Here is an 18439-nt window from a genome sequence, read left to right as displayed (position 1 = left end):
CGAAAAACAAATGACGCATCCCGAATCACGCATTTATATTGCAGGGCACCGTGGTATGGTAGGCTCTGCCATTTGGAGAGCTTTAACAGCTAAAGGTTACACCAATTTAATTGGAAAAACCAGTAAGGAACTTGATTTGCGAAATCAACAAGCGGTTATCGATTTTATTGATACAGAACAACCGGATGTTATCATTGATGCCGCAGCCCGTGTAGGGGGAATTTTAGCGAATAATGAAAATCCTTATCCATTTTTAATGGAGAATCTTCAGATTCAGAATAATTTGATAGATGCGGCTCATAAAGCTGAGATCTCAAAGTTTATATTTTTAGGAAGCTCATGTATTTATCCCAAATTTGCACCGCAACCTTTAAAAGAAGAGTATTTACTTACCGATAGTTTAGAGCCAACAAACGAATGGTATGCTATTGCTAAAATAGCGGGCGTAAAAGCTTGTGAAGCTATAAGAAAGCAGTACGGCAAAGACTTTGTGAGTTTAATGCCAACCAACCTTTATGGGCCTCATGATAATTTCGATTTAAAGAGTTCTCACGTGTTACCGGCAATGCTCCGTAAATTCCATGAAGCTAAAGCCAATAATAATGCGCCAGTAAGCTTATGGGGTAGTGGTACGCCAATGCGCGAGTTTTTACATGTCGATGATTTAGCTCAAGCCGTGCTCTTTGCCGTAGAAAACGTATTACCAGAACACTTGTATAATGTGGGAACCGGGACTGATGTAACCATAAAAGAACTGGCAGAGACCATACAAAGGATAGTTGGCCATCAAGGAGAACTTGTTTGGGATAGCTCAAAACCCGATGGTACGCCACGTAAACTGATGGATAGCTCTAAGTTACAAGCCTTAGGTTGGGCACCAAATTACACCTTAAAACAAGGCGTAAAAGACACTTATAATTGGTTTAAGAAAAACCAAGACTATTATAAAAAAGTTAGTATATAAGTTCGGTATTAGAGGTCTATCTACTTTTAATTTTTTTAGAATATTGTTGTTTTAGACCACGGTAACAGTTTTTTAATATTGTGAATTGTTGATTTACAGTACAATATAGAATAATTTAATAGAATGCTTTTTAACTCTATAGACTTTGCTATTTTTTTGCCAATTGTTTTTATTCTCTATTGGTTTGTAACAAACAAGAATTTAAAACTTCAGAATTTATTAATAGTTGCGGCAAGTTATTTATTTTATGGCTGGTGGGATTGGCGATTTTTATTATTAATAGTGTTCAGTACATTAGTTGATTATTCTATTGGTAGAGGCCTTAAAACAGAAGAAAATCAAAAGAAGCGAAAAGTCCTGCTTTGGATTAGTATTTTAGTCAATCTTGGTTTTCTTGGGTTTTTTAAATACTACAATTTTTTTCTTGATAATTTTATAACAGCTTTTTCTTTTTTTGGAACAGAGATAAAAGGAAATTCTTTAAATATAATCTTACCAGTTGGTATTAGTTTTTACACATTCCAAACCTTAAGTTATACCATAGATGTTTACAAACGAAAATTAGAACCTACTACAGATTTTATTGCATTTTCTGCTTTTGTAAGCTTTTTTCCTCAATTAGTAGCTGGCCCAATAGAAAGAGCTACACATTTACTGCCTCAATTTTATAAAAAAAGAAAATTTGATTATACGTTAGCTGTAGATGGCATGCGTCAAATTCTCTGGGGATTGTTTAAAAAAATAGTAATCGCAGATAATTGTGCCGTTTTTGCCAATGATATATTTAACAACTCTGGAGACTATTCTGGAAGTACTTTATTTCTAGGGGCTTTGTTTTTTACCTTTCAAATTTATTGTGATTTTTCAGGATATTCAGATATTGCTATAGGGACGTCTCGGCTTTTTGGTTTTGATTTAATGAAGAACTTTGCGTTTCCATACTTCTCTAGAGATATCGCTGAATTTTGGAGACGTTGGCACATCTCATTGTCTACTTGGTTCAGAGATTACTTGTATATTCCCTTAGGAGGGAGTCGTGGTGGGTTATGGATGAAGATTAGAAATACCTTCATTATTTTTATAGTTAGTGGCTTTTGGCATGGAGCCAATTGGACTTTTGTGGTCTGGGGAGCATTAAATGCTATTTATTTTTTACCACTTTTATTAACTAATAATAATCGTAATAACTTAGATGTGATAGCAAAAAATAAAATAGTTCCTAGCTTGCATGAAAGCTATCAAATGCTACGTACATTTTTGCTTACTGTTCTAGCTTGGATCTTTTTTAGAGCAGAGAATATGCAACATGCATTAAGTTATATAGCAGGGATATTTAATACATCTTTTTTTACAGTTCCTAGTTTTGCCACGATGAAACCTTTAGAACTTCTCGTAGTTCCTTTAATCTTTTTCTTTTTGTTATTGGAATGGTTCGGTAGAGATTCTGAGTTTGGTCTTCAGCGTATTGGTCTAAAATGGAATAGAGTTTTTAGATGGGGCTTGTATACAGGTATTGTAATTTGTCTTTTTCTTTTTTCGACTAAGGAGCAAACATTTATTTATTTTCAATTTTAGGGCATGAAAGAGTTTCTTATTAAAATAGTATTATTTGCATTATTGATCTTCTTGGTTGATAAATTGTTTATCATTATTCGTAATAAAGCTCCTGAATATGATTACGATAGGCGTTTAGAAATGATTTTAGAAGGAAATATAAATAAGGATATAATAATCTTAGGTTCTTCAAGAGGTCAAAGAAATATAGATGTTCAACTAATGAAAGACAGTTTAAATACTGAATCGGTATTTAATCTCTCTTATGGTGGCTCTACGCCAGAGTTTCAGGGTTTTATCTTAGATCAGCTTATTAAAAATAATCAAAAACCAAAATTAATTATTAAATTGGTTGATGATGATTTCGAACTCATGAATAAGGGGCTGTATGGTAATGCAAAAGCATTTCGAATTGATAGACTTAACCCTTTAGCTAAGTATCAAGAAATAAGAGAATGTTTGTATGTACGTGGCGTAAAGAATGAGGTGTTATCGAAATTATTTATACTACACCAATTAAATCGTTCTAATTTTAACTTGCGGAAGAAAGGAGTTATAGATACTATATATGGCGCAAAACCTATTGAGGGTCATGATTCTAGTTTAGTTTGGCGTTATAAAAGTAAGCAGGAGTATAATAGATTTAATGAGGAAGACTTACAGATTAAAAATTTAATCAACTTGCAGAAAAAATGTTTAAAAAATGATATTGAATTAATTTTGGCTACAGCCCCAGTTTTTAGGGAAGTTAATGAGATTTGGATTGAGAGAATGAGACAATTAGCAATTCCGAATACATTATTTTATACGCATGAAATAAATGAAAAGGCTTATAAAGAAAAAGATAATTTTGCAGACTATAGCCATTTAAATAATAAAGGTGCCGCCATATACACCCAAGAGATTATAAACTTTATAAAAGACAACGGTCTAGAGCTGCATTAATGTTTTTAGGTAAGTGTAAGATTATAGTAGAGCTTAAAAGAACTATTTAATGTTTAAACTGTTTGTACTCCTTTAATCGAGTTTGTCTAAATTTGATTTTAAAACTCCGGTAGAGGTGTATAATATTATAATCAGTATTTAACTTCAATGTAATCATCCAATAACAAGGAGGAATGGAATTATGGGACTAAGGTTAACTATTATACCTCCTTGTTACCGAGTACTAAATGCTGAATTTGTAGATCGTATACAGTATTTGAATGCTTAGACTACTAATTTACAGATTTATAATCAAAAAATATATTATCTCAATCAACTGTTTATTTCTTGGATCAAACAAATTTAAATAGTATCGGTACGGATTTGTGCTCTGGTGGTCTAATTCATTTTATTAAAAAGAAAAGCTTTCTATAAAAGATTGATTTCTTGTCTTTAAAACGGGGAACCAGCAATTATTAGTGAGTAAATATTAAAATAATACAGTCCTTTTTAATTCTTGATATTTTTTTACCTAAAGCGTTTCTGTTTTTTGTAATTAAAATAAGGAGGGCTTAGGATATTCAATTATTCCTTTATACTGAGATACTTTTTTGGTATTCGTATTTGAAAAATAGAGATAAGAAATAGAACACACGCTGCGACTGTTTATAACTTGTTATTTATTATGTTTAAAGTTGCCTGTCTTAGGGTTTTATGTATTTTTGCCAAATTAGCATTTAGATGACTTTAATTAAAAAGATCTATCTGCTATCTATATACTCCTAAAAATTAATACGATCGTAGTGGCTAGGTTTATAGTTGAAAGTGTTTCTTTTGAGCTGATTATTGCGGTGTCTAACATTATATTTTAATTTAAAATGTCAAATTTTGCAATGCCTTTAATTAATGTTTGTAATATCCTAAAATGAATTTTTTTCCAGATAAGAAGTTATTGAATAACTCTATTAAACATTGGGCTAAGCTAATAAGCATAACCGCTTCTGCACAAATCATCGTTCAAGTATTAGGATTTGTTTGTGGGATTGTTATTATAAGATTTTTGCCTGTCAAAGAGTATGCACTTTATATATTAGCTAATACCATGTTAGGGGCTATGACAGTTTTGGGAAATGCCGGTATTGCTCAAGGAGTTATGGCAGAAGGAGGGAAGGTTTGGCAAGACAAGGATAAATTAGGAGAAGTATTAGTTACGGGCTTAGACTTGAGGAAAAAATTTGCTATTGCTAGTTTAGTCCTAACGATTCCTATTCTTCTTTATTTGTTATTGGACAATGATGCAAGTTGGATGGCTTCAATTTTAATCTCAGTATCATTGATTCCTGCTTTTTACGCTGGTTTATCAGACAGTTTATTGCAAATTGTACCAAAACTCAATCATAATGTAAAGCCTTTACAAAAGAACCAAGTAGCAGTAAGTGTTGGGAGGCTTGTTATACTATTGTCAACCATATTTATATTTCCATTTGCTGCAATAACGATATTGGCAAATGGTGTTCCTCGAATTTATGGTAATATAAAATTAAGGGCTATAGCTCAAGAACATGCTAATTTTAAGCAACAGCCAAATGCTGAGATACGTAAAAATATTTTAAGAGTTGTAAAACGAATTTTGCCAGAATCTATTTATTACACAATATCTGGTCAACTCGTTATTTGGCTTGTTTCCATATTTGGAGATACGGCTTCAATTGCAGAACTCGGAGCACTAAGCAGAATTACTATGCTAATTACATTTGTAATTATTATGATAGATTATATATTGGTTCCTAGATTTTCTAAACTTAAAAATGATCCAAGTGTTTTAAAAAAAGAATATTTTACGATTCAAATTATTTTATTATTTATATCATTTTTTATTTTGTTGGGTGTCTACGTCTTTACTGATTATATATTACTGATATTAGGAGAAAACTATTTTGGATTAAATACGGAGTTGTTCTTGATGGCTATTAACGGTTGTATTCTTTTATTTAGTACATCCACAAATAAATTATTAACCTCTCGAGGTATAGTGGTTTCTCCAGTATTTTATATTTCTTTTATGATTGCTATCCAGTTTTCTTTTGCATTTTTAGTAGATTTGACCACCTTAAAAGGAATTATTATTTACTCTATATTAACAACAATTATAATATATTTAGTTAGAGTTTTATATTTTTTAATTCAAATAAGGAAGTGATAATGAGATTGATGGAGGTATTTAATTTTTAAGGACTATTGACTTAAACGGAACAAAAACAAAACATAGAGATGAACTATAAATTTACATTGGTCTTAAATGCTGGTAGAAGCGGTAGTACGTTCTTATATAAACTATTAAAAGAAAATTTTAATGACGATTGTTATATTGCTCATGAAGATATACCTGTTCAAATTTCAGAACCCAAAATTTATAACCGACAATATGAGTCGCATGAAATAGCAGCATTGAAAGACAATGTTAAATTAATGGCTTATATAAAACATTGGCAAAAGGAATTAAAGCATCGACATGTCATTGAAACGGGCTGGACGTCTTATCATTTAGCCCCTTTATTAAAAGCCATTTTTAAAGAGCAATTTCAAATTATTATCTTACATCGAGATCCTATTAGTTTTGCTTTTTCTCGCGCTAATATGGGAAATTATCATAAAAATACATTTTATACCCATCACCATGAAGTGAGTCCTTATGATGTTAATTCTATTGTGCCTTCCTATAAAAGCAAATGGGGGAGTATGAATCATTATGAGAAATGTATGTATTGGTGGTGCGTTGTTTATAAAGAGGCTTTTGAGTTTAAATCTAAGAGTCCTGAAGTACCCTGTTTAGTTTTAAAGTCTAAAGAGCTTTTTAATTTTTCTAAATCTGATGAGGTCTTAACGTTTTTAAATCTTAATCCAGATAAGCTATTAAAACGAGAAGTTTCTAAAAATGAATTAGCAAAATTTATGCGTGAAACGTTTCCTGTAAATGAAGAGTGGAGAAATTACCATTTACATGGAGAAATTTTAGATTTTGCTAATAATTTAGGCTACGAATTTAATGAACAAGATGTAGCTCAACTTTCTAAGAAATATAAATTACCAAAAGGGATGATGCCCATAGTTAGGTATAATATACAATATTGGAAACTAAAGTCTAAATTGCGTAGTTTTTTTAAAATTTAAAGTATAGTGAAACTTTTACTTATAACAAATAATTTTCCGCCCATTAGTTGTGGTGTCGGTGATTATACATATCATATAGCGCAAGAACTCGTAAGTCAAGGACATGTAATATCCGTAATATGTCGTAGTGATCAAGGTATTTCAGAATATTGGAGTAATGTAAATGAGGGTTTTTCTGTAAACGCAATAGGTGGAAATTGGGAGATTGAAGATTGGAAAATAGTTTTGAGTTTCATTGATAATAAGTCTATTGACGATGTTATTTTTCAATACGTGCCAAGTGCTTATAATAAATATGCTACGCCTTGGTCTTTATTATATTTTTTTAAAAAAGTTAAGAGTTTGCCGGTTAATCTGGTAACTACTTTTCACGAGACATATGTGCGTTACAATTGGTCGCATCCTAAGTATGTATATGTAGCATTAAGCCAACGGTTTATAGCACGCTTCGTAGCAAGTAAAAGTAACAAGCTAATTACCAGTATTGATCGTTATAAAAACCAGTTGCAAAAATGGAATTCTAATATAACTCTTATACCAATTGGTTCTAATATTTTACCAGTTACTGTAAATAAAGAAGAAATTTTAAAATTACGCAGCAATATAGGAGCAAATGGAGAAACTATATTTTGCACTTTCGGTAACCGCAATCATCAATTGCTCCTTGAACTATTTATGCAAATTCTGATAATAAAACCAAACAGTGTTTTGTTGATTATAGGTAAGGTTAATGCAGATTTAAATGGTTTGCCAAAAAACATAAGAAATAAAGTATGTGTTACTGGGTTTCTGGAGGCGTCAGAGGTTTTTAAATATTTAAAATCTAGTGATGCATTTATAATGTTAGATAATGTAGGTGAAAAAGGCAATGGAGGTACTTGTAATAAAAGTGGTTCTCTTGCTGCTGGTTTTGCTGCAAGCTTGCCTATTTTTGCAACTAAAGGCGATATGACCAATACATTATTAATAGAAAAGAGTGGAATAAAATTTGTGCCATTTAATAATGTGAATAAAGCATCAGAAATTATAGTAAGATGTCTAGAAAATCATGAGAATTTATCAAAGCAAGTAACACAGTCAGAAATTTTTTATTCTACTTTTTTAAGTTACGAAACAATAATTTCAAAATACCTTAAATTTTTAAAATATAAATAATTATGGATAATATCGTTTATATTGTAACAGGGACAGAGCGTTCAGGTTCAAGTCTTCTTTCAGCTTTACTTGCTAATTCTGGAGCAAAATTTAATATGCCAATTGTAGAGGATTGGTATAGGGGTTCAGGGGCTTATGAGCATGAAGATTATATGCGATTAATAAAACATGTAAAGAGGTCATTGTTCTTTAAACGTTTTTCTGATAGATTGTGTAATCGCGAAAGAAAAAAAGCAATAGCGATTGCTAAAACCTTATTTAAAACCTCAAAGTTTGTTAAATACCCACCGTTTTCTGAACATATAGCTAATATTGCTAAAGAGGCTGGTTTTGAGCCAAGGATAATACTTATTTATCGTAAATTTAATGATTACTTAAGAAGTAGTATGATAAAAAGTGGCGGTACTTTTAATGATCATAAACAAAATTATATGAGTGTTAATCAGACCTGTTTTGCTCAATTATTTATTTATGGTGGCTGTGCAGTAACATATGAAGAACTTATGGATTTAGATGAGGTAAGTTGGGCTAAGCGATTATCCAATTTATGTAATTTAGACGAAGAAGTTTTATTAGATTTTAGATCTAAAACCGTAAAGGAGTTTGAAAATATTAATCAAATCCCACAATTAGATGATGAAGCAGCGCATTTATATCAATTAATTTCAGCTCATAAGAACAATATAATTATTGGAGAGCAGCAAAAAATGCACTCATGAAAATATTGATGTATTCATCCGTTTTTTATCCGTCAACAGGTGGTATGGAAACTGTAGCTGAAGTATTAGCAAATGAATTTTCTCAGTTAGGCCATGAAGTATCTGTGGTTACTAAGACTCCATTGGGTTCTGAAATCGATAAAGACCGTTGGTCTTTTGCAGTGTTTCGTAATATATCGTTAAAAAAATATGGGGAGCTATTACATAATGCTGATGTGGTTTTACATAATTGTATAAGTTTGAAACAGGTTTTTCCAGATTGGTTATATCGTCACAAAGTATTTGTTATTCATCATACTTGGTATAATACTCATTTTAATGGTAAAATAGTAGTATCATCTTATTTAAAACGATGGATGAGTCGTTTGGTTCATAATTGTTTTATTAGTAATGCTATACAAAGCGATTTAGGTATTGAAGGGAAGGTGATATCTAACCCTTACAATAATGAGTTATTTAAGGTAAATAATCAAATAGAAAAAACTATAGAGTTGGTGTTTTTAGGGCGATTAGTTTCAGATAAAGGATGCTATATGCTTCTGCAAGCACTAAAACAAATGGGTGAATTTGATACTCAACTTAATCCTAAGCTTACTGTAATTGGTGATGGACCTGAAAAAAAAAGTTTGGAAGATTATGCTAATAACAATTTGCCCGAGCAAGTTCAGTTTTTAGGTAAGTTAGAAGGTGAATTGTTAGCCTCAACTTTAAATAAACATCAATTAATGGTAATACCATCTCTTTGGGAAGAACCGTTTGGTGTTGTGGCTTTAGAAGGTTTAGGTGCAGGGTGTTTAGTTATAGGTTGCGAAGGAGGTGGTTTGAAAGAAGCTATTGGTGCTTGTGGGTGGACGTTTCCTAATGGGAATGTAAATGTTTTAGCTAAATTATTGCAATCAGTTTTAACTCAACCAAAAGAGTGGGATAAACGTTATAAGTTGGTGTCTGAACATTTATATAAACACCAACCTAAGCAGGTTGCTTTAGCTTATTTAAAATATTTTAAAACACATGTTAAAACAGCTTAAGGATCTTTTTAGTCCTAAAAACATTTTTCCAAAAACGTTGAACTCTGAAACAAATAAGATTCTTAGAGGATTATGGGTAATTGTAGTTTTTACTGTTTTCAGTGGAGCATTACGTAAATGGGTGCTTGGGGCAGGAGTAGTAAGTAATGTTGTTTTGTTAGGGCAATTATTTCTTCCATTTATATTTTATAGAATCGTATCAAGAAGTAAATTACCAATGATAATTACTTCACCAATAATATGGCTAGTCTATGTTTATTATGTTTGTTTAACGGCTATTAATCCAATGAATCACACGTTATTTCATGGTGTATTTGGGATATTATTACATTTAGGTTTTTTTATGCTTTGGTTAGCATATTTAAAAAAACATAAATGGATAGAAATTGAAAGATTAGTACCATTATTGTTGTTAATTCTTGTTATAGAGTTTGTTTTAGCCAGTTTGCAATATACCCTACCAGGAACACATATATTAAACGTACAAGCTAGTGGTCAAGCTAATAATGCCATAGTAGGTGATGCAGTGAGGGTTTCAGGTACGTTTAGTTATATAGGTGGTTTTCAGGTTGTTACACCTCTGTTCGCTTGTCTCGCTTGGTTTTTAATGATACGGCGTTTTCCCAATTGGTTAACATTTAGTGTTTTGGGTTTAGGTCTTCTAATGGCTTTGATGAGTGGTTCTCGAGGTGCGGTAGGCTTCTATTTATTATACACTACAATCGCTTTTTTTCTTTCAGGTAATACAGTTGGTTCTTTAATTAAATTAATTGTACAAGGCTTTTTGGTGATAGCAATACTAATTTTAATGGTACCATCATTTCAAAATTTGACTACTAAAAGTTATAATAATTTTAAAGAACGTACAGAAAACTCAGATCAAATAGATGAGCGTATTTCGAGTGGTTACGCACAAATATTAGACTTTAAGGGACGTTACCCTGTTTTTGGAGTAGGTTTGGGGGCTACTTATCAAGGAGCAAATGCATTATTTGGCGAATCAATCTATGTTAAAGAATATGGAGGTTATGAAAGTGAATTAGCACGAATAGTATTAGAGGGGGGATTTATCTTAATGTTTTTAAGGATTATTTTGGTGTTAGTTCTTTTAAAATATACAGAAAACTTGCCTTTAATAGCAAAAGCCTTTTTATTTGTGGTTTTTATGAATTCAATGATGACTTTTAATGTCTACCAAGGTGTCTTCTATGTTATTGGAGTTATTCTCGTAGATCGAGGATATTATTTGCGAAAATTAGAACGTAAAAAGATTAACTCTCATTAATAAATTATTAATAAATGAAGATAAATGTATCACAGCCAGGTCGGCAACATACAAACTTATTATTGCAAATTTTAGAGAATCGAAATGTTCTCGGTAAATTTTATACAATTTTTGCTTCTAACAAGTTGGGAATGTTTACAAATATTTTACCTAAAAAAATTAAGTCTCAGCTTAGAAAGCGTTTTTTTTCAGGCATACCTTTTAATAAAATAGAGCATCAACCAGCCATATTTTTAAAAGAAAGGTTAGGTAACATTAATTCAGAAAAAGATTCAATTAATAAAATATATAAACCTTTTGATCAATGGGTATCGGAAACACTTCAAATTTCAAACCCAGATATAATAATAGGTTACGAAAATGCTAATTTAACTACTTTTGAAGTAGCTAAAAAACTGAATATTGTTACAATTTTAGATCTAGCACAAATTCATCATGATAAAATTGTTGAGATCCATAAGGAGTATGATTTTTTAGATGATAGTTATACACCAGAGGTCATTCAGTTTATTAATAATCGTAAGAGTTTAGCGTTAAAGAAAACCGATTATATCTTTACGCTATCTAGTTTTGCTAAAGACAGTTTAGTGACTAATGGAATATCTGCAGATAAAATTTTCTTGGTGAATCTTGGTATAAAGTTAGAAAACTTTTTTCCTAAAATGGATTATAACAAAAATTCTAAATTCCGATTTTTATTTGTAGGAACAATTACAAGACGTAAGGGATTAGAACTGATTTTTGAGGCCTTTAGATCTTTGAATTTGTCAGATGCTGAACTAATTTTAATTGGACCTATGTCAAACGGATCTGAATTGTTGGAACGTAATAAAGATTTGTGCCAATATTTTCCTTATATGCACCACGAGGAATTGGCTGATCAATATAGACAAGCAGATGTATTTGTATTTCCTTCATATTTAGATAGTTGGGCTCAGACTGTCGTGGAAGCGATGGCTTGCGGTACACCTGCTATTGTATCAGAAAACACGGGAGCTAAAGATGCAGTTAAACAAGGCGGCGGATTTGTTGTGTCAACCGGAGATGTTAATGCTTTGGAGGATAAAATGTTATATTTGTATGAACATAGAGATGTCGTAGAACAAACAGGCCGTAAAGCAGCGAAAATCGCTGCTCAGTATACCGTAGAAAATTATCATAATCAAATAATTGAAGCCCTTGAACAAATTGCAGATGAAAAAAATAAGGGTTAATTATATTTTTAGAAAGCGTGGAGAAGGACATAATAGTATTGAAGAATTATTTCATAGTATCATATCTTGTCTTCCCGAACATATTGATCCTCATGTCGTAGAACTGCCATACTCTGGTGCTTCTTTAAAGGCGGTAGTATTAAATATATGGCACGTCTTGTTTTTAAAAGGTGTTATTCATGTTACAGGTGATGTGTATTACATTGGCTTGATTCCTTTTAAGAAAACTATAATTACAGTTCATGATGTGAAGTTTATTAAGGGTTCACCTATTAAAAAGTATTTGCTTAATTTACTATGGCTAGTATTACCTGGGCTAATATCAAAAAAAATTTCAATTATTTCCCGATTTTCAAAAGAGGAATACTTAAAAATAGTACCATCTGCTTCAAAAAAAGTTGAAGTAATTTATAACCCTGTTAATCCTTTGTTGAAAAAATGTTTAAAAACAGTATCACAAACACCAATAATACTTCATTTAGGAACTAAGGAAAATAAGAACTTAGAAAACACAATTAAAGCATTAGTTGGTATAAAATGTAAACTTTTTATCGTTGGTAAATTATCTAAGCATCAGTTGTATATGCTTAAATTAAATAATGTTAAATACGAGAATTTTCTTAATATTGATTTTGTAGAGATTAAAAGCCTTTATGAATTATGTGATATTGTTAGTTTTGCGTCATATTATGAAGGCTTTGGGATGCCTATAATCGAAGCAAATAAGGTTGGAAGAGTACTTATTACATCCAAACGAGCTGCAATTCCAGAAATTGCAGTTAATGCCGTACATTATGTAGATCCTAATGATGTTGATGACATGAGAAACGGATTTATAAAAGTAATTAATGACGATACTTACAGAAATAAATTAATTAATTTAGGTTTGGAAAATGTTAAGAGGTTTGAAATTGAAGCTGTTGTGTCGGCATATGCTAAAATGTATCAGTTTAATTAAATTGTAATATGAATAATAACAAACGAGTAGTCATTCTGTTTTCAAGATTATCTGATTATATGTTAAAAACCTTGGAGACATATGTGGCAACAACTAAAAATGAAATATTAATTTTTAAAATTGACCCTGATAAAACTGAAGCTCCTTTTCAATTTAATTTAAAGAATGATCTGATATCCTTTAAGAATGAAAATGATTTTAATGAGTCAGAATTGCTTACAGAGATAGAAACGTTTGATCCAAATGTTATTATTTGTAGTGGATGGTGGAATAAGAAATATATAAATGTTGTTAAACATTTGCACAAATCTACACCATGTATTTTAACTATGGATAATCAGTGGCATGGTACATTAAAACAATATTTGGGATGTGTATATGGTAGATTATTTTTAAAAAAGTTATTTGTTAAAATATGGGTGCCAGGGAATGCTCAAAAAGAGTTTGCAAAAAAATTAGGATTTTTAGATGAAGATATTTTGACAGGTTGGTATGTTGCTAATGATAAATTTTCACGACAATTAGATGAAGATAATTTCAATAAGAGATTTGTTTTTGTAGGACGATATGTTGCCCATAAAGGCATATTAGATTTAATAAATTGTTTCAAAATACTTAAGGAATCTACTAACGATCAGTGGCAATTACATTGCTATGGCACAGGAGATTTAATAGATAAACTTCCAATTGACAGTGATATAATTCATCATGGTTTTATGCAACCGTCACAACTAGTCGCAGAAGCTAAAAAAGGAGGTGTTTTTGTTTTACCTAGTCACTTTGAACCTTGGGGATTGGTGGTGCAAGAATTTGCATTGGCTGGCTATCCTTTAATTGTGTCGAACAAAGTTGGTGCAGCAGAGCAGTTTGTGAAAAAAGACAATGGATTGATTTTTGAAGCCAAAGAGAATAATTCTTTACTAAACGCATTAAGAGCATTTACGTTAAAATCGGATATTGAATTATTAAATATGTCTAAAAAAAGTCAAGAATATGGTAAAACAATAGGTACAAAAAGCTGGACTGCTAATTTAGAAAGTTTAATTAAATCATTCGATAATTGAAGGTTAATCATATTATTACATCTATAGATATTTCCACTGGTGGCCCGGCAAGAAGTGTAACACACTTAGTGAAAAGTTTATGTGAAACAGATGATTGTTTAAATATCTGTGTACACACTGGTAAAAGTGAAAATCCTATTATTTCCAATTTTCATGTTGAAAATGGAAATCTTAAATTTTATGACTTTTATAAAAGTGGTCGATTTAAGGGATTGAACAAGAAATTAGCTATAGAACAAACGGATTTATTGCACGGCCATGGTCTTTGGCAGTTACCAGTGCATCAAATGGCGAGTTTTGCTCAAAAACATCATGTTCCTTATATTATAACACCAAGAGGTATGCTAGAACCTTGGTCACTAAATCAAAGTAAGCTTAAAAAGAAAATAGCTTTAAGATTGTTTCAAAGTAAAGATTTGCGATTAGCATCGTGTATCCACGCCACGGCTAAATCTGAAGCTGATAACATAAGGGCATTAGGCTACAAAAATCCCATAGCGACAATTCCTAATGGTATTAATTTAGAAGAGTTTCCTTTGTATGAAAAACAAATATCAAAAAAGCGAAAAGTATTATTCTTGTCTAGGATCCATGTTAAAAAAGGGATTGAGTTACTAATTGAAGCTTGGAAAGAATTAGATGTTTTAATAACTAAAGATTGGGAGGTTGAAATTGTAGGCAATGGAGACGAAACCTATATTGATAGTTTGAAGTCTTTAATAAGTTCATTAAAACTGGAGGAGTCTATAACAATTTCAAAACCCGTTTTTGGTGATGAGAAATTGAAAAAATATCAAGATGCTAATTTATTTGTGTTACCAACCTATAGTGAAAATTTTGGTATTGTAGTCGCTGAAGCCCTTGCCTCTAAAGTGCCGGTAATAACAACAAAAGGAACACCTTGGGAAGAATTAAATACGCACCAATGTGGGGCGTGGATAGATGTCGGAAAAGCTCCTTTAAAAACAGCCCTAATAAGAATGTTGTCAAAACCTCAAGAAGAATTACAAGTCATGGGTAATAATGGTCGAAAATTAATTGAAAACAAATACAGTATGGAAGCTGTGGCTATGCAAATGACGCAACTTTATGAGTGGATATTAAATAGAGAAGAGCAACCAAAATTTGTACATGTAATAGAATGAATAAAGTAGATTTATCCACATATAAAAACAACCTGAGTCGCAAAAATCAAATCGCACGTTTTCTATTTACCGTGATATGGAGTGTTTTTGTTCGTCCGTTACCAAGAAGTATAGGTAAGGGGTGGAAGCGGTTTATATTGCGTTTGTTTGGTGCTAAAATTGATAAAACTGCACATGTTTATTCAAGTGTACGTATTTATATGCCTTGGAATTTAGAGATGCATGCATATAGTTGCTTAGCACCAGAGGTAGATTGTTATAATGTTGCAAAAATTACTATAGGGGCACATGTGACAGTTTCTCAGAAAACTTATTTATGTGCGGCGTCTCATGATATTTCGAAGTCTAATTATCCTTTGATTGTAGCGCCAATTCGTATTGCAGATCAGGCTTGGATAGGAGCCTCTGCTTTTATAGGTATGGGGGTGACTATCGGGCAAGGCACTGTTGTAGGGGCCACTGCATCAGTATATAAAAGCGTAGAACCCTGGGTGGTCGTAGGAGGGAATCCTGCTAAATTTATAAAAGAAAGAAAACTAAAATAGTTACTGATATGTTTAGTATTGTTATTTTAACATATAATGAAGAGAGTTCTATTCAATCTTGTTTAGAATCAATTAATTGGTGTGATGATATTGTAATAATTGATAGTTATAGTCAAGATCAAACACTTGAAATTGGTGAGAAATTTGGTGCTAGAGTTTATAAAAATGAGTTTGTTGATTTTGCACAGCAAAGAAATTTTGCAAACGAAGAAATAAAATTTAAATATCAATGGGTGTTTCATTTAGATGCTGATGAACATTTTAATTTAGATTTAAAAAAGGAATGTGAAGTAGCGATTAAAAAATATGAATACGGGGCATTTATGGTGCCCTCTAAAACGATGCTTTATGACAAATGGATTAAGTATGCAGCTAATTATCCCGTTTATCAAATGCGTTTTCATAAAATAGGTGATTCAAGATTTATTCAACATGGTCATGGCCAAAGAGAAACTGATTTAAGAAAAGGATTGGGGTTTTTAACAACCCCATATGAACACTTTTCTTATGCCAAAGGGATTACAAATTGGTTGCAAAAACATGTAAAATATGCAGAAGAAGAAGCTTATCAATTTTATCAGGATAATGAGAAAATAAAAATTAAAAATCTATTTTCTAAAAATACTATAGAACAAAGACGTGCTATAAAGCGGATTAGTGCTACATTGCCATTTAGACCTGTGTTGAGATTTTTATATTTCTATATTATTAAAATGGGGTTTAGAGATGGTAGAATTGGTTATGAATACTGTAAATTGCAATATCTTTTTGAATTAATGGTTGTATTTAAATCATTTGAAATCAGACAGAAAAATAAAGGAATTATATCATAAATTTATTGAATATTAAAGAATGAAGAAAATATTAGTTACAGGTGGCGCAGGTTTTGTGGGATCTCACCTTTGCGAACGATTACTGAACGAAGGTAATGAAGTCATTTGTTTGGATAATTACTTTACAGGATCTAAGAACAATATCGAACACTTAATGGATCATCATTATTTTGAGTTGGTGCGTCATGACATTATTAATCCGTACATGATTGAGGTCGATGAAATCTATAATTTGGCTTGTCCAGCTTCTCCCGTTCATTACCAATATAATCCTATAAAAACTATAAAAACCTCTGTGATGGGGGCTATTAATATGTTAGGTTTAGCCAAACGCGTAGGCGCTAAAATACTACAAGCTTCAACAAGTGAGGTGTATGGCGATCCTAACGTGCACCCTCAAACTGAAAATTATTGGGGGCATGTAAACCCTATAGGGCTACGCTCATGTTATGATGAAGGGAAACGCTGTGCAGAGACCTTGTTCATGGATTATCACAACCAAAATCAAGTAGATATTAAAATCATTAGAATCTTTAATACTTATGGTCCAAGAATGCATCCTCAAGATGGTAGAGTGGTCTCTAACTTTATAGTTCAAGCTCTTAAAGGTGATGATATTACCATTTATGGTGATGGAAAGCAAACCCGAAGTTTTCAGTATGTTGATGATTTAGTGGAAGGAATGGTACGTATGATGAATAGTAGGGAGGGATTTTTAGGGCCCGTGAATATTGGAAATCCAGTAGAATTTACGATGTTAGAATTGGCACAAGAAGTCATAGACTTAACCCAGTCAAAATCTAAGATTACATTTAAGCCTTTACCACAAGATGATCCTATGCAAAGACAGCCCGATATCAGTTTAGCCAAAAAGGAATTGATGGGGTGGGAACCTAAAATTCATTTACGTGAAGGTCTAGGACATACCATATCTTATTTTGATAAGTTATTAAAAGCATAAGTTGTGAATTGCGTTACCTTAATAAAATAGATCTTGTTGGTTTTGAGATGACTCTCTTTTTTGTATATAAGCAAGAGTCCCAAACCAACAAGAAATGTGTTTAAAATTTAGGTTGATATTACACCTTATATTAATTCAATTGTATATTTATAAATGAAAGTCTCCATTATAACCGCGGTATATAATAATGAAAAAACGATTGAAGATTGTATGTCCTCGGTGCTTAATCAGACGTATCCGGATATCGAATACATCATTGTAGATGGTGGATCTAATCAGGAAACACTTACAAAGCTTGAAGCAGCTGCAAAACAACATGATAACATTAACTTAAGTTCAGAGCCCGATCATGGCATTTACGATGCCTTAAATAAAGGTGTGGCAAAAGCAACAGGTGAAATTATTGGATTTGTACATTCTGATGATTTTTTGGCAGATACACAGATTATAGCTTCTATTGTTGAAGTCTTTAAAAAACAAGGCGTTGATGGGGTGTATGGTGATTTACACTATGTAGCCTTAGAGAATACCGATAAAATTATTCGAAATTGGATCAGTCAACCTTTCAATCATCGACTATTAAAAAAAGGATGGATGCCAGCGCACCCAACACTTTATGTAAAAAAGCAGGTCTACGATGCCTATGGAGCATTTAATGTAAGCTTTAAAATTGCTGCAGATTATGATTTTATCTTACGTATTTTTAAGCAGACCGATCTTAAATTCTTTTATCTACCAAAAACAATTGTAAAGATGCGTGTTGGTGGTGCTAGTAATAAAAGTATAAAAAATATTATTTTAAAATCTAAGGAAGATTACCGCGCCATAAGCAGTAATAATATTGGTAATTGGTGGACAATTTTCTTAAAAAATGTAAGTAAAATAAAACAGTTTAAATCCTGATTTACTGATTTTTAAA

17 protein-coding genes are annotated in these 18439 nt (G+C 31.7%); all 17 read left to right on the top strand.

The window, feature by feature from the left end:
* Positions 1-10: 10 nt before the first annotated feature.
* The 17 genes from ACFQ13_RS10520 (at position 11) to ACFQ13_RS10440 (ending at position 18423) form a co-directional block, all read left to right on the top strand.
* Positions 11-964, top strand: a complete 954-nt coding sequence (locus ACFQ13_RS10520; protein ID WP_386119422.1) for a GDP-L-fucose synthase family protein — start codon at positions 11-13, stop codon at positions 962-964.
* 123 nt (positions 965-1087) lie between these two features.
* On the top strand, positions 1088-2539 hold the full coding sequence (locus ACFQ13_RS10515; RefSeq protein WP_386117065.1) for an MBOAT family O-acyltransferase: 1452 nt from the start codon (positions 1088-1090) through the stop codon (positions 2537-2539).
* Positions 2540-2542: 3 nt separating this feature from the next.
* On the top strand, positions 2543-3463 hold the full coding sequence (locus ACFQ13_RS10510; RefSeq protein WP_386117062.1) for a hypothetical protein: 921 nt from the start codon (positions 2543-2545) through the stop codon (positions 3461-3463).
* A gap of 904 nt (positions 3464-4367) precedes the next feature.
* The gene (locus ACFQ13_RS10505; RefSeq protein WP_386117059.1) at positions 4368-5642 is read left to right on the top strand and encodes a lipopolysaccharide biosynthesis protein; all 1275 of its coding nucleotides are present in this window, start codon (positions 4368-4370) and stop codon (positions 5640-5642) included.
* 71 nt (positions 5643-5713) lie between these two features.
* The gene (locus ACFQ13_RS10500) at positions 5714-6613 is read left to right on the top strand and encodes a hypothetical protein (RefSeq protein ID WP_386117056.1); all 900 of its coding nucleotides are present in this window, start codon (positions 5714-5716) and stop codon (positions 6611-6613) included.
* A 6-nt stretch (positions 6614-6619) separates the two neighbouring features.
* Positions 6620-7768 (top strand): glycosyltransferase, encoded by a 1149-nt coding sequence (locus ACFQ13_RS10495; RefSeq protein ID WP_386117054.1) that lies wholly within the window; start codon positions 6620-6622, stop codon positions 7766-7768.
* Between the two features lie 2 nt (positions 7769-7770).
* Complete coding sequence (locus ACFQ13_RS10490; RefSeq protein WP_386117051.1) at positions 7771-8487, top strand: hypothetical protein; 717 nt, start codon at positions 7771-7773, stop codon at positions 8485-8487.
* Positions 8484-9515 (top strand): glycosyltransferase family 4 protein, encoded by a 1032-nt coding sequence (locus ACFQ13_RS10485; RefSeq protein ID WP_386117048.1) that lies wholly within the window; start codon positions 8484-8486, stop codon positions 9513-9515. The genes ACFQ13_RS10490 and ACFQ13_RS10485 overlap by 4 nt, the downstream gene beginning before the upstream one ends.
* Positions 9499-10800: a hypothetical protein gene (locus ACFQ13_RS10480; RefSeq protein ID WP_386117046.1), complete on the top strand. Its 1302-nt coding sequence runs from the start codon at positions 9499-9501 to the stop codon at positions 10798-10800. The genes ACFQ13_RS10485 and ACFQ13_RS10480 overlap by 17 nt, the downstream gene beginning before the upstream one ends.
* Before the next feature lie 14 nt (positions 10801-10814).
* Complete coding sequence (locus ACFQ13_RS10475) at positions 10815-12014, top strand: glycosyltransferase family 4 protein (RefSeq protein WP_386117043.1); 1200 nt, start codon at positions 10815-10817, stop codon at positions 12012-12014.
* The gene (locus ACFQ13_RS10470) at positions 11995-12972 is read left to right on the top strand and encodes a glycosyltransferase (RefSeq protein ID WP_386117040.1); all 978 of its coding nucleotides are present in this window, start codon (positions 11995-11997) and stop codon (positions 12970-12972) included. The genes ACFQ13_RS10475 and ACFQ13_RS10470 overlap by 20 nt, the downstream gene beginning before the upstream one ends.
* Positions 12973-12980: 8 nt before the next feature.
* Entirely contained in the window at positions 12981-14036 is a 1056-nt protein-coding gene (locus ACFQ13_RS10465; protein WP_386117038.1) for a glycosyltransferase family 4 protein, read from the top strand.
* Positions 14033-15181 (top strand): glycosyltransferase, encoded by a 1149-nt coding sequence (locus ACFQ13_RS10460; protein ID WP_386117036.1) that lies wholly within the window; start codon positions 14033-14035, stop codon positions 15179-15181. The genes ACFQ13_RS10465 and ACFQ13_RS10460 overlap by 4 nt, the downstream gene beginning before the upstream one ends.
* Positions 15178-15726 (top strand): putative colanic acid biosynthesis acetyltransferase, encoded by a 549-nt coding sequence (locus tag ACFQ13_RS10455; RefSeq protein WP_386117034.1) that lies wholly within the window; start codon positions 15178-15180, stop codon positions 15724-15726. Before ACFQ13_RS10460 ends, ACFQ13_RS10455 begins: the two co-directional genes overlap by 4 nt.
* Before the next feature lie 8 nt (positions 15727-15734).
* Complete coding sequence (locus tag ACFQ13_RS10450) at positions 15735-16559, top strand: glycosyltransferase family 2 protein (protein ID WP_386117031.1); 825 nt, start codon at positions 15735-15737, stop codon at positions 16557-16559.
* 19 nt (positions 16560-16578) lie between these two features.
* Positions 16579-17520, top strand: coding sequence for a UDP-glucuronic acid decarboxylase family protein (locus tag ACFQ13_RS10445; protein ID WP_386117029.1), 942 nt, complete (start codon positions 16579-16581; stop codon positions 17518-17520).
* Positions 17521-17673: 153 nt separating this feature from the next.
* Positions 17674-18423: a glycosyltransferase family 2 protein gene (locus tag ACFQ13_RS10440; protein ID WP_386117028.1), complete on the top strand. Its 750-nt coding sequence runs from the start codon at positions 17674-17676 to the stop codon at positions 18421-18423.
* Positions 18424-18439: the final 16 nt, after the last annotated feature.

It is taken from the genome of Winogradskyella rapida (assembly GCF_042675845.1).
Classification (GTDB): domain Bacteria; phylum Bacteroidota; class Bacteroidia; order Flavobacteriales; family Flavobacteriaceae; genus Winogradskyella; species Winogradskyella rapida.
This window is presented reverse-complemented; position numbering and strand designations above follow the sequence as displayed.

Coding starts and splice junctions, on each gene's coding strand:
- ACFQ13_RS10485 (WP_386117048.1), top strand. CDS start 8,484: ATGAAAATATTGATGTATTCATCCGTTTTTTATCCGTCAACAGGTGGT.
- ACFQ13_RS10440 (WP_386117028.1), top strand. CDS start 17,674: ATGAAAGTCTCCATTATAACCGCGGTATATAATAATGAAAAAACGATT.
- ACFQ13_RS10465 (WP_386117038.1), top strand. CDS start 12,981: ATGAATAATAACAAACGAGTAGTCATTCTGTTTTCAAGATTATCTGAT.
- ACFQ13_RS10510 (WP_386117062.1), top strand. CDS start 2,543: ATGAAAGAGTTTCTTATTAAAATAGTATTATTTGCATTATTGATCTTC.
- ACFQ13_RS10490 (WP_386117051.1), top strand. CDS start 7,771: ATGGATAATATCGTTTATATTGTAACAGGGACAGAGCGTTCAGGTTCA.
- ACFQ13_RS10455 (WP_386117034.1), top strand. CDS start 15,178: ATGAATAAAGTAGATTTATCCACATATAAAAACAACCTGAGTCGCAAA.
- ACFQ13_RS10475 (WP_386117043.1), top strand. CDS start 10,815: ATGAAGATAAATGTATCACAGCCAGGTCGGCAACATACAAACTTATTA.
- ACFQ13_RS10500 (WP_386117056.1), top strand. CDS start 5,714: ATGAACTATAAATTTACATTGGTCTTAAATGCTGGTAGAAGCGGTAGT.
- ACFQ13_RS10450 (WP_386117031.1), top strand. CDS start 15,735: ATGTTTAGTATTGTTATTTTAACATATAATGAAGAGAGTTCTATTCAA.
- ACFQ13_RS10520 (WP_386119422.1), top strand. CDS start 11: ATGACGCATCCCGAATCACGCATTTATATTGCAGGGCACCGTGGTATG.
- ACFQ13_RS10505 (WP_386117059.1), top strand. CDS start 4,368: ATGAATTTTTTTCCAGATAAGAAGTTATTGAATAACTCTATTAAACAT.
- ACFQ13_RS10515 (WP_386117065.1), top strand. CDS start 1,088: ATGCTTTTTAACTCTATAGACTTTGCTATTTTTTTGCCAATTGTTTTT.
- ACFQ13_RS10480 (WP_386117046.1), top strand. CDS start 9,499: ATGTTAAAACAGCTTAAGGATCTTTTTAGTCCTAAAAACATTTTTCCA.
- ACFQ13_RS10445 (WP_386117029.1), top strand. CDS start 16,579: ATGAAGAAAATATTAGTTACAGGTGGCGCAGGTTTTGTGGGATCTCAC.
- ACFQ13_RS10470 (WP_386117040.1), top strand. CDS start 11,995: ATGAAAAAAATAAGGGTTAATTATATTTTTAGAAAGCGTGGAGAAGGA.